The sequence below is a fragment of the Helicobacter pylori genome (assembly GCF_017594925.1).
Taxonomy (GTDB): domain Bacteria; phylum Campylobacterota; class Campylobacteria; order Campylobacterales; family Helicobacteraceae; genus Helicobacter; species Helicobacter pylori_DP.
In genome coordinates, this window is the sequence record NZ_JAALNT010000001.1 from 81,822 (window position 1) to 97,834 (window position 16,013).

Sequence of the window (16,013 nt, forward strand, 5' to 3'; positions counted from 1 at the left end):
TTGTAATCATTGAAAGAAAATTTTTTAAAGATTATCACTCTTTTTTGATAAAGTAATAATTTAAAATTTAGGGAGTTTTTTATGGAAGAATCAACAGCGTTTATTTTGGCTCTTGTGGGGCTATTCACTGGCATTACCGCCGGGTTTTTTGGTATTGGTGGGGGGGAGATTGTCGTCCCTAGCGCGATTTTTGCCCATTTTAGCTATAGCCATGCGGTGGGTATTTCGCTCATGCAAATGCTTTTTTCTTCAGTGGTCGGCTCTATCATCAATTACAAAAAGGGCTTGTTGGATTTGAGAGAAGGCTCATTTGCCGCGCTTGGAGGGCTAATGGGGGCGATTTTAGGGAGCTTTATCTTAAAAATCATTAACGATAAGATTTTAATGGCTGTGTTTGTGGTGGTGGTGTGCTACACCTTTATCAAATACGCTTTTTCTAGCAACAAGAAACCAGAGCATTTTGAAGAAATGCATTTTGATTTGCATGCGAATAACAAAACGCCAGAAAAAAAGCGCCCAATCCCCTTTGTGTCTATGGATAGAACGCATGGGGTTTTGATGCTCGCCGGTTTTGTTACCGGCATCTTTTCTATCCCACTAGGCATGGGCGGGGGGATTTTAATGGTGCCGTTTTTGGGCTATTTTTTGAAATACGATTCTAAAAAAATCGTGCCTTTGGGGCTATTTTTTGTGGTGTTCGCTTCTTTATCTGGGGTCATCTCTCTTTATAACGGGAAGGTTCTTGATGATATAAGCGTTCAAGCGGGGGTGATTACCGGTATTGGAGCGTTTTTAGGGGTGGGCATTGGCATTAAGCTCATTGCTTTGGCTAATGAAAAGGTACATAAAATCCTCTTGCTCCTCATTTATGCCTTAAGCATTTTAGCGACCTTACACAAGCTCATTATGGGTTAAAAATTTAAAAATAAATCAAGGGCATTTTTTAAAAGAGCTTGATTTTTAACAAGCGATAATCTCTAAAAAAGCGCTTCTTTAGGGTTAGGGGGGTTTAGTTTGGGGGTTGTAATGGGATAACCCCCTACCCCCTTAAAAAATGAGTTTGAAACAAAAAATAAAATTAAAAACCCTATTTTTAAAAAAGTAAAAAGTTTTAGTTATCTTTATTTGATGAGAACAGAGCCAAAAAATACATTTTTTAAATGACTTCTTTTAAGAGATAAAATATTTTATAGGGGTTTTTTTTGAATAAGAATAGTTAAAAAACAATCAGTTAAGGTGATTTTTAGCGTTTTTTAAAATAACCCATAAGACAACCCAAACGCTTAAACCCCCCATTTTAACCCCCTTAGGGGGCTTAGTCATACCCCCTTAATGCGACTTTTTATCATTGATGTATTTTTTCAATTCACCCCTTTTGATATAAGGGATAAACTCGCCATAGCCCTCTTTTTCCATGTCTTTTAAGGGGATAAACCTCAAAGCCGCACTGTTGATGCAATACCTTAAGCCCCCTAATTCTTTAGGCCCATCGTTAAACACATGCCCTAAATGCGCCTTACCAATACGGCTTAATACTTCAATACGTTTCCTGTTAAGGCTCTCATCGTCTTCGTATTTCACCACATCTTTATTGATGGGCTTAGAAAAGCTTGGCCACCCGCAACCGGAGTCGTATTTATCCGCTGAAGAAAATAACGGCTCGCCTGTGGTAATATCCACATAAATGCCCTCTTCTTCTTTGTTGTAATACTCATTTTCAAAAGGTTTCTCAGTGTGTTTGTTTTGAGTCACCTCATACTGGAGTTTGGTGAGTTTTTTCTTTAAAACTTCATCGCTGGGTTTGGTGTATTTATCGTCATCTACAATCACTTCATCCGCCTTTTTCAAATCAATATGGCAATAGCCACCAGGGTGTTTTTTCAAATAATCTTGGTGGTATTCTTCAGCCCTCACATAATTTTTTAACGGCTCTACCTCAATAGCGATCTTGCCTTTCACTTCTTTCTGTAACGCTTTTAAGGCGTTGTCTATCACTTCTTTATCCGCGCTATTGACATAGTAAATCCCTGTGCGATACTGCTTGCCCACATCATTACCCTGCTTGTTCACGCTCACCGGATCAATCACCTTAAAATAATAGCGTAGCAACTTGTCCAAACTGATTTTTTTAGGATCATAGATCACTTTCACGCTTTCAGCATGATCGCTCTCATGCAATTTTTCATAATTCGTGCTTGAAGTCTTGCCGTTAGCGTAACCAGAGCTTGCGTCTATAACGCCATAAATCCTCTCCATATACGCCTCTAGCCCCCAAAAGCACCCCCCAGCCAAGTAAATCACTCTTTCATCGGTTTTGGGAAGTTTAGATCCCATGTTTTCATTCGCTTGCATAATTGCTCCTATCGCTAGAAAAAGATAAAAATTTTTCAAGTAAGATAATACTTTCATTGACAACCTTTGTTTTAATTTTAATGGTGTCCGCCATTATAACTAAAAAAAATGGTAGTTGCTCTTTAAATTGAGTTTAAATTTTAATAGGGCTCTGTTCTATTAGGTAACAAAAGTTCATCACATCCACTCAACAATCTTACCCACCACATTGGCCTCATAGCATTTGATAGAGGTTTTTTGACTGGGTTTTTTGGGCAAAATGGCTTTTAAAAAGCCGTAATTTTCCATTTCTTTCAACCTAGCGTTCAAATTAGGGGCTTCTAAAATCCTGCCATTCAAACTCACTTCGCCCAAAAACGCCGTTTTATTGTCAATTTTTCTGTTTTTAAAGCTTGAAAGGATACTGGCAATGACCGCCAAATCGCAAGCCGGCTCGCTAATCTTAATGCCTCCGCTCACATTGATAAACACATCATGGCGGTTTAAAGGGATTTCTAGCTTTTTTTCTAACAAAGCAATAAGCATGTTAAGGCGGTTGGTGTCAAACCCGTTCGCTAATCGTTTGGGCGCTCCAAAACTGCACTCGCTCACCAACGCCTGAATCTCTAAAATCAACGCCCTTGATCCTTCTAAAGTGATGGTAATGGCACTCCCCTCCATAGGCTCTTCTTTGGAAAAAAACAAGCTTGAAGCTTCTTTAGCGCTCACCAAACCCTGCTCTTTCATTTCAAACAAGCCGATTTCACTCGTAGGGCCAAAGCGGTTTTTAAAACTCCTCAAAATCCTTAATTCCCTACTGGGATCGCCCTCAAAATACAGCACGCTATCTACCATATGCTCTAGCACTCTAGGCCCTGCGATGCTCCCTTCTTTAGTGATATGACCAATGATAAAAATAGCAACATCTCTTGTTTTTGCCAAACGCATGAGCTCAAAAGTGATCTCTCGCACTTGCGAAATAGAGCCGGGGGCTGAAGAAATCTCTGGCGAATAAAGCGTTTGGATAGAATCAATCACGCAAGCAAAATAATTTTCGCTTTCTATATTAGCCTTAATCACAGGCCAATTGATTTCATTGAGCAGATACAATTCTTTTTCTATGCAATCCAACCTAATGGCGCGCATTTTAATCTGGCTCAAGCTCTCTTCCCCGCTCACATACAAAACCTTTTGCTGGTTTTTGGCTAAGCCAGAAGCCACTTTTAAAAGCAGAGTGGATTTCCCCACCCCAGGACTCCCCCCCACTAAATACAGCCCTCCTTTAGCGATCCCCCCACCTAAAACAATATCCAACTCGCTTTGAGTGGAAGAAAACTTGATGACTTCTTCATGTTCAATTTCAGCGATAGAAACGCTTTTTTGCGCTTGTGGGAGCGGTTTTTTAAGTGCATTTAAAACTTCCTTTTGAGCTTGGTTCAATTCTATAAAACTCTCCCATGCGTTGCACTGAACGCACTTTCCCAGCCATTTAGGGCTTGTAAAACCGCAATGCTGACACTCAAATAAAGAAGTTTTTTTAGCCAAAATACCACTCTTTTTTAAAATCACACAGCTAAAGACCAGATAAAAACAAGGTTTTGGTTTTGTTTTCTAGCAAAACTCATAAAGCTAAACTAAGACCAAGTTAAAAAGTTATCAAGCGCCATTTTGCTCTATTTTTCTTAAAGCCTTCAAAATATAGCGTTTGATATAAGATCCCACGCTTTCTTCTTCTTCGTTAGCCATTTTCTCTAGTTTTTGGTATTGCTCATCAGAAAAATACAAGCTTACAGCGCGAGTTTTTTTATTAGCGTCTGCTTTTGGTTTGCGTCCTAGTTTATTTTTAGTTCCCCTCAAGCGAGTTTCATCTGTGTTTTCTGTCGTTTTCATCAAGTTCCTTCAATCATCATCGCAAATCGCTTCAAAATAGCATATTAGCATAAAAGTAGCGTATAATGAATAATGTTGCAAGCGCTAATCATTCCTCAGAGTTTATTAGCGCTTCGCTTGAAAAAAGGCCTCCACCCCCTAAAAAGTTCAAATCAAATCGGTAACACCCTGATACTGCGATCCAATAATTCCTGTAAGGCGTTTTCAATGGCAAATAAAGTCCCGGTAGTTGCGCTCATGCACCCATCGCATGCCCCCATGTAGCGGATATACACATCAATGTAATCATCGCTTTCTTTAATGTCTAAAATTTCTAAATCCCCTCCATCCATCATAAGCATCGCGCGGATATTTTCATCAATGACTTTATCCACCGCTTTAATCTTTTGAACCATAGTCATTTCCCTGAAAGCCAATTCCCCATTTTGGGATTTATTCGCGGCGGCTTTAAGTTTTTCAGCTTCCATTTCTTCGCGCACTTCTTTAAGAATATCCACTAGGTAATAATCCCTTTTTTCATGCCCACCCGGTCTCACACAGCTTTTACAAAAGGCACCGGCTTTGGTGTAATTAGTGATTTCTTCAACGCTTTTTAAATCATTGAGCCTAATCACTTCCTTAATCGTGCCTAAACTCACCCTAGCGCACTCGCACACGATGATTTCTTCTTCAAAATCTTCGGCGTTTTTCCCCAAATACATGCCGGCAGCTTTTTTGATCACATCATACGCCATCACCGAGCAGTGCATTTTTTGCCCAGGGACAGCCGGCGTGTCCGGATCGTCTCTTAAGCCTCTTTCCACATCTAAATTCGTGATTTTTACCGCATCTTGAACTCTTTTATTCAAACACAACTCTACCATCATGTCTGAGCTTGCGATCGCTGTTCCGCAACCAAAGCTTTTAAACTTCGCATCAACAATCGTATCCGTGCTTTCATCTACAAGCCAATACAACCTCACCGCATCACCGCATGCTTCTGCGCCGTAATCCGCCACAATGAGCTTAGCGTTTTTGGCTTTAGCCTGCTCTTCTGTGATGACCCCTAAATGCGTAGGGTTATCCATGCGCCTTTGAACTTCTTTAGAATACGCGTCCCAGAGAACCGAACCCACTAAATCATGTTTTGCCATTTTGATTCCTTTATGTTCTTTTTAATAAGAGCTTGAAATGTTTCTCAATCTTACAGCCGCTTGAGAGAAAACTTCAATCGTTTTATCAATCTCAGCTTCCGTGTTAAAACGGCTCAATGAAAGCCTGATAGCGGTATGAGCCAATTCCTTGCTCGCCCCAATCGCCACCATGACAGGATTAGCCTCTAAATCCTCACTCGCGCACGCGCTCCCTGTGGAAGCGGCGATATTAGAGCGGTTTAAATCCCACAGCATGGCCTCTCCTTCAATCCCTCTCACGCTGACTAAAGTCGTGTTAGGCACACGATGGACTCGATCCCCTACTACCATCACATCAGGGATTTTCAAAAGCGCTTCTTCTAATTTGTCGCGCAATTTCCCTACCACTTCTTTTTCATAGTCTAAATGCTCTACGGCTAATTTCATCGCTTCACCCATGCCCACAATATAAGGCACATTCAAAGTCCCGCTGCGCCTGCCATTCATATGCTCCCCGCCATGAAAAAGAGGGGTCAATCCCACCCCACTTCTAATATACAACCCCCCAATGCCTTTAGGCCCATGAAACTTGTGCGCGCTAAAAGAAAGGAAATCCGCATTCGCTTTCAACACATCTACAGGGATTTTACCAATCGCTTGCACCGCATCGGTATGGAACAACACGCCCTTTTCTTTACAGATAGCCCCAATTTCTTCAATGGGGAAAATAAGACCGGTTTCATTATTCGCCCACATCACGCTCACTAGAGCGGTTTTTTCTGTGATCGCTTCTTTGACTTGCTCTGCGGTGATACTCCCATGCTCATTAATGGGCAAGTAAGTAACCTCCACCCCCAAGCTTTCTAAAAAATTACAAGTGGATCGCACCGCCGGATGCTCTGCAACCGTGGTTACAATATGGTTTTTGCCCTTTTTCAAGCATTCATCAAAATACACGCCCTTTAAAACCCAATTATTGCTTTCTGTCGCACAAGAAGTGATGATCACATCATCTATATCCCTAGCGTTAATACCCTTATAAAGCTTATCTAGCGCTTCTGCAATGGCTGGGTGGGTTTCTGTGCCAAATTGGTGTAACGAGCTAGGGTTCCCGTAATGATCTCTTAAAAAAGGATCCATGATCTCCTTGACTTTAGGGTCAATCCTAGTTGTAGCGTTATTGTCTAAATAAATTCGTTGTAACAAGGCTAATATTCTCCTCAAAAATTTTACATAGATTTTCTTATCTAAGTCTAAATTATGATTAAATACAAGATATTTTCTTAATTTTAACTTAAAATAAGATGAATTTTAAAAAACATTTTGAGAAACACGAATACCTCCATTAAAAACCAACATAGCCATTATCAACCCGCTTAGGGTTTTTTAAGGGGTCTCCCGCGCCTGTCTTTCAAAGCGTCTATCCCCCCTTGTTGGTAACGCCTCTCCCACACATAGAGTTTTTGCAATTGTTTCGCCACTTCTTTTTTAGTGGGCTTAATGCCTTTAAGGTTATAAAGAGCGGTAACGATAATGGGCTTTGGGATATTAAACCTTTGGATAAATTCCAAACAATCTTTTTTGATCTGGGAGTCTTGCTTGTTTTTGGTAATATCCACATGGCTTAAATATTGCAACACATAAAGGCGTTTTTCTTCATCTTCTTGCGCGATTTCTGGGGCCAACTCCATGCCTTGACTAATGCCCTTAAAAAGCTTATTTGAAGCCTCTTGTGGTGTGGAATAAACGCTCAAATAAGTTTCTAACAACGAAATCACTTTTTTTTGCTGTTCCAATAGTGCGTCTATCTTGGCGCTCAAACGATTTATTCTACTTTCCATGCGTTCAATGGTAACCACCAAAAATAAATAGCTATACAATCATTAAAAATAATTATTCTAATATCATGCTCCAAAGTAAGATGTGTTTTTATGATCATGCTACAATAAGGAAACGCAAAACGATTTCAAAGAAAAAGGGCTTAAAATGAAAACTTTTGAAGTAATGATTCAAACCGATTCAAAAGGGTATTTGGACGCTAAATTTGGCGGTAACGCTCCTAGAGGGTTTCTCAATCCAAACGGCTTACCCACTTATTCGCCTAAAATCTCATGGCAAAAAGTGGAAGGCGCTCAAAGCTATGCGTTAGAACTTATCGATCATGACGCTCAAAAAGTGTGCGGCATGCCGTTTGTCCATTGGGTCGTGGGCAATATTTCTTATAATGTTTTAGAAGAAAACGCTTCCATGATGGATAAAAGGATTATTCAAGGGGTCAATTCGCTCACTCAAGGCTTTATGCGTTCACCGCTCAATGAAAGCGAAAAACAACGCTCCAATCTCAATAACAGCGTCTATATCGGCCCCATGCCCCCTAATGGCGATCACCATTACTTAATTCAAGTGTATGCCCTAGACATTCCTAAACTTGCCTTAAAAACCCCTTTTTTCTTAGGCGATTTGCATGACAAAATGCGCAACCATATCATCGCCATAGGGAGAAAGGAATTTCTATACAAGCAGTTTGTAAGGAAATAAACTGCGTGTTTATAGCTATCTTTCCGCTAAATTGAATTTTTGATACATTTCTAAAATTCTCTTTTCATCTAGCATGCTTTCTTCAATCCTTGTGCCTATTAAATCGGCATGGTGTTTTTTAAATTCTTTTAAAGGGATCAAATCGTCATAAACGATAGCGTTTCGCCTCTTTTTAGCTAAAGGGAAGTGCCATTGCACCATTTCCTTATCTTTAATGTGGTGTTTATCTTTAAGCTTTAAAATTTCATAAATATCATCATTGTGTTGCCAAATTTCAAAAGGCTCGCAATCGTTATACAATAACCAATGATCCCCCCATGCGTCTAAAAACCCAAAATCCCCATCATTACGAACAAACACTTCAAAATCCTGCACCACAAAATTAATGCGCGAATACATCACAACCTCTTTAATGCTCTTAGGGATATAAAAACTTTCATAAAGCTTTTTAGCGTCATAGATATGATCGCAATCAATTTTAATAACCCACTCATTTTTAGGGATAAAAGAAAGCGTATAATTACAGTAATGATAAAATTGGTGCCACAAACTCGGGCAATCCTTTAGCATGACTTCATAAGGATAGCTGATAGGGATAAACGAGGGGAACTTTTTACAAAACTCTAAAATCACTTCTTTAGAGCCATCATCGCAATCATTAAAACCAATGACCCCCCTTTGAACGGCAGGAAGCATAGAAAACAAACTCTCTTCTAAAGTAACGATTTCATTTTTGACTCTAATAAAAGCCCATGGGTTTAGAGGGCTTTTAGGGTTTTGACTTTTTTTATCGTAGTCAAAATAACCTGAATGCGTGGGATTGGGTAGAGTTAAAGTGGGATGGATAACCCTATCTTCTAAATGCCCCCCCCCCATAATTATAATTAAGAGAACTACTTTTATAAATAATCCTATTGCGTTCCATGAAACTTTCATTATTTAAAGAAGCGATAGCTAAAAACACGCTTTCTTGATAATCATGGTTGAATAAAGCTTCTTCTTGAAGAGAACGAAGTTTTTTAGCCTCTAACATTTCCTTAATTTCATGATTGATTTCATCATAAATGTTTTTGGCCCCTTTTAAACTACGAACATATCTCACCACAAAAGGCATTCTCTCTTTAACAAAACCCTTGATTTTATTTTTTAACCCCATAAAACTCCTAATTGAAATAAAAACGCTATTAAAAACGAAATCTTATTATACTACACTCCCGCTACATTTTAAAACGCTCCCTAACTTCCTTATCTAATTCTAGCACTTCATCTAAATTAGAAAGCTTGAAAGGCGTTTTAGCGTATGATTCTAAGGCTTGAGAGATGATTTGGATAAAGCTACCAAAAGCGATTTCTTGATTTAAAAACTTCTCCATCGCCACTTCATTGCTCGCGTTAAGCACCACGCCAAGCTTGGGGTTTTCTAACAACAAGTCTTTATAACGCCACAAAGTGTAGCGCTCCATGCTAATGGGTTCAAATTTGATCGCACTTAAAGCGTATAAATCTAAGGGCTTGATAGATGCGCTCAAAGAGGCCAACTTCGGATCGATCGCATAGCTTATGGGTAATTGCATGTCCGCGCTCGCTAAATGCGCGATGACAGAGTTGTCTTCAAACTCCACCAAAGCATGCACGATAGAACTCCTTTCAATCAGTGCATCAATCTTTAAAGACGCGCCAAAAAGCCAGTAAGTTTCTAAAATTTCAAAAAGCTTATTGACCATGCTCGCTGAATCAATGGTGATTTTAGATCCCATGCTCCAATTAGGGTGCTTGAGCGCATTTTGCGCGTTTTGAATAGGAATAAATTCTAAAGGCGTGTCCCTAAAAGCCCCCCCACTCGCGCTAATGATTAAAGATTTAGGCTTTAAAGTCTTGTTTTGCAACAACGCCCACAAACCAAAATGCTCGCTATCAACGGGCGTGATTTGTGAAATGTCTAATAAATGCCCCGCGCTCACCAAACTTTCTTTATTCGCTAGGGCCAGTTTTTTATTAGTTTGTAAGCTTTTAAAGCTCGCTTTCAATCCTGCCACGCCCACAATGGCGTTAATGACTAAATTGGAAGTGCACTCTTCTATCATCGCATCAATGCCCTCTAACCCTACAAACACTTTCGCTCCCAAAGGCTCTAAATTATTCAAATCGTTAGGATCTAAAATCGCTACTTTTTTGGGTTTGAAAATTTGGATTTGCTCATTGATTAAAGCGATATTTTTCCCACAGCTTAAGGCTTCTATTTCTACCTTGAATTTTTTTGCGATTTTAAGGGCGTTTTTCCCGATAGAGCCGGTGCTTCCTAAAACAACCATTCAGTCCCCTAAAAACACCGCCGTCTCTTTCCAAACTTCTAAAAAATACAACAACACATGCAAACTCAAAGCCCCAAACAGCATGGAATCCAATCGGTCTAAAACGCCCCCATGCCCGGGTAAAATCTTACCGCTATCCTTGATCCCGACTTTTCTTTTCAAATAGCTTTCATACAAATCCCCAAACACCGCCATAAGCGCGATTAAGAAACTGAATAAAAGCGCCATAAAAAAGCCTCCGCTCAATTTCCCCATGCCCACAAACGATCCTAAAACGCTCGCCAAAACAACGCCAATCAACGCGCCCTCTAAGGTTTTATTCGGTGAAGTGGGCGTGAAAGGGATTTTGCCTAAAAGCTTGCCTCCAAAAAATGCCCCCACATCGCTTGCAACCACCACCACTAAAAGCCAGATGATCGCCACTGCACCAAAATCCTTATAAATCCCAAAAAGCGCAAAAAACCCAACGCCCGGATACAAAAAGGGTAAAATGGCTTCGCTATGGTGCGCTTTTTGATAAGCGATAACACTAGCCATGACCATGGCACTAATAAGAGCGCATTCTATAGGGTGCCCGTTAAAATACGCCGCTACCCATGACAACACTAAAATGAAATACAGGCTAAAGCTCGCTTTAACCTGGAACAACCTTAACGCTTCAGAAAACCCTACCGCATAAATCCCCCCTAAAACCGCCCAAAACAACAACAAATTGTCCGCATACAAAATCAAGCCTGCTACAATGATTAAAACAAACCCTGTAATATAACGAGACTTTTCTTTAAATAACTCTTCTTTCACTTTTTTCCTTAATCAATTAAATATTAACGAAACCAAAAAATAGCTAAACATGCTAATCAAAACAACGCCCACCAAATTAAGCCACAAACCAGCTTTAATCATATCCGTTATTTTAACATACCCAGAGCCATAAGCTATTGCATTGGGTGGGGTGGCTACAGGGAGCATGAACGCGCAAGTCGCGCTCAAGGCTACAGGAATGGTCAATAACAAGCTCTGATGGTTTTCATAACCCATGCCCATCGCCACTCCCCCAATCACCGGTAAAAACGCGGCAGCGGTGGCGGTGTTAGAAGTGATTTCGGTTAAGAAAATGACCATTAAAGTTACCATGACAATGATGAATAAAATCGGTAAATGCGAAAAGCCAGAAACTAAATGCCCGATCCACAAACTCAACCCGGTTTTAGAAAATTGCACGCTCAAGGCTAACCCACCGCCAAATAAAAGCAACACATCCCAAGGGAGTTTTTTGGCAACACCCCAATCAATGAGCCTATCGCCCTGATGGTTAGCGGGCAAAATGAATAAAAGTGCAGAAACCCCCATAGCGATCACGGAATCAATTTTATCTATCTTAATGCCCCAAGATTTTAAAATCGTGTCTAAGAAAATCCACCCTAAAGACGCTAGGATAAAAATAATCCCCACAGAGATTTCCGCCTGACTCAAACGACCTAGTTTTTTTAACTCCGATTTAACGACTTCCTTACCCCCTGGGATTTCTTTAATCTTTAAAGGGAAAATCACATAAGTGAGCAAGAGCCACGCTAAAATGAGCATGATGAAGGCTAATGGTGTTCCAAACACCATCCACTGAGCGAAATCAATTTCAATATTGAAAGCGGTTTTCATATAGCCGGCCAATAAAGCGTTAGGCGGCGTGCCAATCAAAGTGCCTAAAGAGCCAATAGAAGCCGCATAAGCGATGCCAAGCATCAAGCAAATGCTGAAATTCGTGCGATAGATAGTAGTCTTTTCTTGAATGACTTGGGTAATGTCTTTGCCCTTATGCACGATATTACTCATAATACCCCCATGCGCTTTGGTGATTTCTTCTTTTTGATACCATGAATTAGAGGCGTTTTCTTTGCCCACCAGTTTAGCGACTAATTGCAAAACGCTCATGCCAACAGGAAACATCATCACTGCCGTTGCGGTATTGCTCACCCACATAGACAGAAAGCCTGTAGCTATCATGAAACCTAAAATCAACCTCCTAGGGCTTGTGCCTACCAATAAAATAATGCTTAAAGCGATGCGCGTGTGCAAATTCCATTTTTGCATGCTTAAAGCTAAAATAAACCCTCCCATAAAAAGAAAGATAATCGGCGATGCGTAAGAAGAGCTGACGCTAGAGAATTGATCCACGCTAAAGACGCTAAAAAGCACCAAAGGTAAAAGCGCGGTTGCGGGCAAGTCAATGGCTTCAGTCATCCACCATATCCCCATTAAAACAGCCACCCCCGCCACAACAGGCATCGCCTTATAATTCAAAGAACTGAGCTTGGGGATTTCTTCTACAATATGAGGCATTTGAACATTAAGCGCATAGTAGATAACAAGCGCGATTAACACCCCTCCTATAAGACCCAACAAACGCACGATCTTAGTGCTTTTATCATCGGTGTGCGTATCGGTATGCGTATTGGCATGCGAATGATTTTCCATTTTATTTTACCCTTTAAAATTACTAACCTACATGCTACAATAAAACTTTTTCAAAACTAAGATTTTAGAAAAATCATATCAAAATAGGAAAAAGAGTGGTAAAAGAAAGTGATATTTTAGTGGTTGGTGGGGGGCATGCAGGCATTGAAGCGAGCTTGATTGCGGCCAAAATGGGGGCTAGGGTGCATTTAATCACCATGCTCATAGACACGATCGGTTTGGCGAGCTGTAACCCGGCGATTGGGGGCTTGGGCAAAGGGCATTTGACTAAAGAAGTGGATGTTTTAGGAGGGGCTATGGGGATTATTACGGATCATAGCGGTTTGCAATATCGTGTGCTAAATGCTTCTAAAGGGCCGGCGGTTAGGGGGACTAGAGCGCAAATTGATATGGATACTTACCGCATTTTTGCAAGAAATCTCGTTTTAAACACCCCTAATTTGAGCGTCTCTCAAGAAATGACCGAAAGTTTAATCCTTGAAAATGATGAGGTAGTGGGCGTAACCACGAACATTAACAACACTTATAGAGCTAAAAAAGTGATCATCACCACAGGCACTTTTTTAAAAGGGGTGGTTCATATTGGCGAGCACCAAAACCAAAACGGGCGCTTTGGGGAAAACGCCTCTAATTCTTTAGCCTTAAATTTAAGGGAGCTTGGCTTTAAGGTGGAGAGGTTAAAAACCGGCACTTGCCCAAGAGTGGCCGGCAATAGCATTGATTTTGAAGGATTAGAAGAGCATTTTGGGGACACAAACCCTCCCTATTTCAGCTATAAAACCAAAGATTTTAACCCCACCCAGCTCTCATGTTTTATCACTTACACTAACCCTATTACCCACCAAATCATCAGGGATAATTTCCACCGAGCCCCCCTATTTAGCGGTCAAATTGAAGGCATAGGCCCAAGGTATTGCCCTAGCATTGAAGATAAAATCAACCGCTTCAGCGAAAAAGAACGCCACCAGCTGTTTTTAGAGCCTCAAACCATCCATAAAAGCGAATATTATATCAACGGCTTAAGCACCTCTTTGCCCCTAGATGTGCAAGAAAAGGTCATTCACTCTATCAAAGGCTTAGAAAACGCCCTCATCACGCGTTATGGCTATGCGATAGAATATGATTTTATCCAGCCTACAGAATTGACTCACACTTTAGAAACCAAAAAAATCAAAGGGCTTTATTTGGCCGGGCAAATCAACGGGACTACCGGCTATGAAGAAGCGGCGGCTCAAGGGCTTATGGCTGGGATTAATGCGGCATTAGCCTTAAAGAATCAAACCCCCTTTATTTTAAAGCGCAATGAAGCTTATATCGGCGTTTTGATTGATGATTTGGTTACTAAAGGCACGAATGAGCCTTACAGAATGTTTACTAGCCGGGCCGAATACCGCTTGCTTTTAAGAGAAGACAACACGCTTTTCAGGTTAGGCGAACATGCCTATCGTTTGGGGCTTATGGAACAGGATTTCTATAAGGAATTAAAAAAAGACAAACAAGCAATACAAAACAATCTCAAACGCCTTAAAGAATGCGTCCTTACCCCTAGCAAAGAAGTATTAAAACGCTTGAGTGAATTAGATGAAAACCCTATCAATGACAAGGTTGATGGCGTCAGTCTTTTAGCGCGCGATAGTTTTAATTTAGAAAAAATGCGCTCCTTTTTTAGCTTTTTAGCCCCTTTGAATGATCGGGTTTTAGAGCAGATTAAAATTGAATGCAAGTATAATATTTATATTGAAAAGCAACACGAAAATATCGCTAAAATGGATAGCATGCTCAAAGTGTCTATCCCTAAACATTTTGTGTTTAAAGGCATTCCAGGCCTTAGCTTAGAAGCGGTAGAAAAGTTAGAAAAATTCCGCCCCAAAAGCCTTTTTGAAGCTTCAGAAATCAGCGGGATCACCCCGGCGAATTTAGATGTTTTGCATTTATATATCCATTTGCGAAAAAACTCTTAAAGGATTTTTAATGGACGCTTTAGAAATCACCCAAAAGCTCATCAGCTACCCCACCATTACGCCTAAAGAATGCGGTATTTTTGAATACATTAAATCGCTTTTTCCTACTTTTAAAACCCTAGAATGTGGGGAAAATGGCGTGAAAAACCTTTTTTTATACCGCATTTTTAACCCCCCCAAAGATCATACAAAAGAAAAGCATGCAAAAGAAAATGTTAAGCCCTTGCATTTTTGCTTTGCAGGGCATATTGATGTCGTGCCTCCTGGAGATAATTGGCAAAGCGATCCCTTTAAACCCATTATTAAAGAGGGGTTTTTATACGGCCGTGGGGCGCAAGACATGAAGGGGGGCGTGGGGGCGTTTTTGAGCGCGAGTTTAAATTTTAACCCTAAAACCCCTTTTTTGCTTTCTATTTTACTCACGAGCGATGAAGAAGGGTCAGGGATTTTTGGCACAAAACTCATGTTAGAAAAACTCAAAGAAAAAGATTTACTCCCTCACATGGCGATTGTGGCTGAACCCACTTGCGAAAAAGTCCTAGGCGATAGCATCAAAATTGGCCGAAGAGGTTCCATTAATGGCAAACTCATTTTAAAAGGCGTTCAAGGGCATGTGGCTTACCCGCAAAAATGCCAAAACCCTATTGATACGCTCGCTTCGGTTTTGCCTTTGATTTCAGGAGTTCATTTAGACAATGGCGATGAGTGTTTTGACCCTTCAAAATTAGTCATCACCAACTTGCACGCAGGGTTAGGGGCTAATAACGTTACCCCAGCAAGCGTAGAAATTACCTTTAATGCGCGCCATTCTTTAAAAACCACCCAAGAGAGTTTGAAAGAATATTTAGAAAAGGTTTTGAAAGATTTGCCTCACACTTTAGAATTAGAGTCAAGCAGTTCGCCTTTCATCACGGCTTCTCATTCAAAGCTTACCAGCGTTTTAAAAGAAAATATTTTAAAAACATGCCGCACCACCCCCCTTTTAAACACCAAAGGAGGCACGAGCGATGCGCGATTTTTTAGCGCTCACGGCATAGAAGTGGTGGAATTTGGCGCCATTAATGACAGGATCCATGCCATTGATGAAAGGGTGAGCTTAAAAGAATTAGAGCTTTTAGAAAAGGTGTTTTTGGGGGTTTTAGAGGATTTAAGCGAGAAATGAATGGGGAATGGTTTTGGCGTAAGGGTTTTATTTTTAATACCAACGCTTTTTTCGCTGGCAAAAACCACCAAACCAACTCAAGCTTTACATGCCAATATCCATTTATCCATAGCCTATAAGAGTGGGGTCATGCTTGACAAAGTAACCAAAGCTTGCTATAACCCTTTTGCCCTTTTTGTTCCATTTGTAATAAAGAAACCTTTCCAAAAATTAAAATTCTTAAGGGCTTTTACCA

General features: G+C 40.5%; 15 protein-coding genes. 4 read left to right on the plus strand and 11 right to left on the minus strand.

The features are described from left to right. Positions 1 to 81: 81 nt before the first annotated feature. A complete protein-coding gene (locus tag G6069_RS00370) occupies positions 82 to 915 on the plus strand; it encodes a sulfite exporter TauE/SafE family protein (protein WP_100977117.1) in 834 nt (277 codons plus the stop codon). Between the two features lie 414 nt (positions 916 to 1,329). On the opposite strand, the gene msrB is transcribed toward G6069_RS00370, so the two are convergent. The 6 genes from msrB to G6069_RS00400 form a co-directional block, all read right to left on the minus strand. After that, positions 1,330 to 2,409, minus strand: coding sequence for a peptide-methionine (R)-S-oxide reductase MsrB (gene msrB, locus G6069_RS00375; RefSeq protein ID WP_197293028.1), 1,080 nt, complete (start codon positions 2,407 to 2,409; stop codon positions 1,330 to 1,332). 120 nt (positions 2,410 to 2,529) lie between these two features. Beyond that, complete coding sequence (gene radA / locus G6069_RS00380) at positions 2,530 to 3,876, minus strand: DNA repair protein RadA (protein WP_197293029.1); 1,347 nt, start codon at positions 3,874 to 3,876, stop codon at positions 2,530 to 2,532. Positions 3,877 to 3,987: 111 nt separating this feature from the next. Further along, a complete protein-coding gene (locus tag G6069_RS00385; protein WP_000858682.1) occupies positions 3,988 to 4,221 on the minus strand; it encodes a ribbon-helix-helix domain-containing protein in 234 nt (77 codons plus the stop codon). Positions 4,222 to 4,373: 152 nt separating this feature from the next. Beyond that, entirely contained in the window at positions 4,374 to 5,354 is a 981-nt protein-coding gene (locus G6069_RS00390; RefSeq protein ID WP_001052010.1) for an iron-sulfur cluster assembly scaffold protein NifU, read from the minus strand. A gap of 21 nt (positions 5,355 to 5,375) precedes the next feature. Then, complete coding sequence (locus tag G6069_RS00395; protein ID WP_000941692.1) at positions 5,376 to 6,539, minus strand: NifS family cysteine desulfurase; 1,164 nt, start codon at positions 6,537 to 6,539, stop codon at positions 5,376 to 5,378. A 170-nt stretch (positions 6,540 to 6,709) separates the two neighbouring features. Next, on the minus strand, positions 6,710 to 7,174 hold the full coding sequence (locus G6069_RS00400; protein WP_197293030.1) for a helix-turn-helix domain-containing protein: 465 nt from the start codon (positions 7,172 to 7,174) through the stop codon (positions 6,710 to 6,712). A gap of 145 nt (positions 7,175 to 7,319) precedes the next feature. On the opposite strand from G6069_RS00400, the gene G6069_RS00405 reads away from it, so the two are divergent. Next, positions 7,320 to 7,871 carry a YbhB/YbcL family Raf kinase inhibitor-like protein gene (locus G6069_RS00405; RefSeq protein ID WP_197293031.1) on the plus strand — a complete coding sequence of 184 codons (552 nt, stop codon included), beginning with the start codon at positions 7,320 to 7,322 and terminating at the stop codon, positions 7,869 to 7,871. Positions 7,872 to 7,886: 15 nt separating this feature from the next. Here the strand turns inward: G6069_RS00405 and G6069_RS00410 are convergent, their stop codons facing one another. The 5 genes from G6069_RS00410 to G6069_RS00430 form a co-directional block, all read right to left on the minus strand. Beyond that, the gene (locus G6069_RS00410; protein ID WP_197293032.1) at positions 7,887 to 8,747 is read right to left on the minus strand and encodes a beta-1,4-N-acetylgalactosamyltransferase; all 861 of its coding nucleotides are present in this window, start codon (positions 8,745 to 8,747) and stop codon (positions 7,887 to 7,889) included. Further along, a complete protein-coding gene (locus tag G6069_RS00415) occupies positions 8,722 to 9,027 on the minus strand; it encodes a beta-1,4-N-acetylgalactosaminyltransferase (protein ID WP_164858343.1) in 306 nt (101 codons plus the stop codon). The genes G6069_RS00410 and G6069_RS00415 overlap by 26 nt, the downstream gene beginning before the upstream one ends. Positions 9,028 to 9,088: 61 nt before the next feature. Then, complete coding sequence (gene dxr, locus G6069_RS00420) at positions 9,089 to 10,183, minus strand: 1-deoxy-D-xylulose-5-phosphate reductoisomerase (protein WP_197293033.1); 1,095 nt, start codon at positions 10,181 to 10,183, stop codon at positions 9,089 to 9,091. Beyond that, positions 10,184 to 10,984 (minus strand): phosphatidate cytidylyltransferase, encoded by an 801-nt coding sequence (locus tag G6069_RS00425; RefSeq protein ID WP_197293034.1) that lies wholly within the window; start codon positions 10,982 to 10,984, stop codon positions 10,184 to 10,186. 12 nt (positions 10,985 to 10,996) lie between these two features. Next, positions 10,997 to 12,655: an SLC13 family permease gene (locus G6069_RS00430; RefSeq protein WP_197293035.1), complete on the minus strand. Its 1,659-nt coding sequence runs from the start codon at positions 12,653 to 12,655 to the stop codon at positions 10,997 to 10,999. 95 nt (positions 12,656 to 12,750) lie between these two features. Here G6069_RS00430 and mnmG point away from each other — a divergent pair, with 95 nt between their 5' ends. Beyond that, a complete protein-coding gene (gene mnmG / locus G6069_RS00435) occupies positions 12,751 to 14,616 on the plus strand; it encodes a tRNA uridine-5-carboxymethylaminomethyl(34) synthesis enzyme MnmG (protein ID WP_197293036.1) in 1,866 nt (621 codons plus the stop codon). A 10-nt stretch (positions 14,617 to 14,626) separates the two neighbouring features. Next, positions 14,627 to 15,778, plus strand: coding sequence for a succinyl-diaminopimelate desuccinylase (gene dapE / locus G6069_RS00440; RefSeq protein ID WP_079353456.1), 1,152 nt, complete (start codon positions 14,627 to 14,629; stop codon positions 15,776 to 15,778). Positions 15,779 to 16,013: the final 235 nt, after the last annotated feature.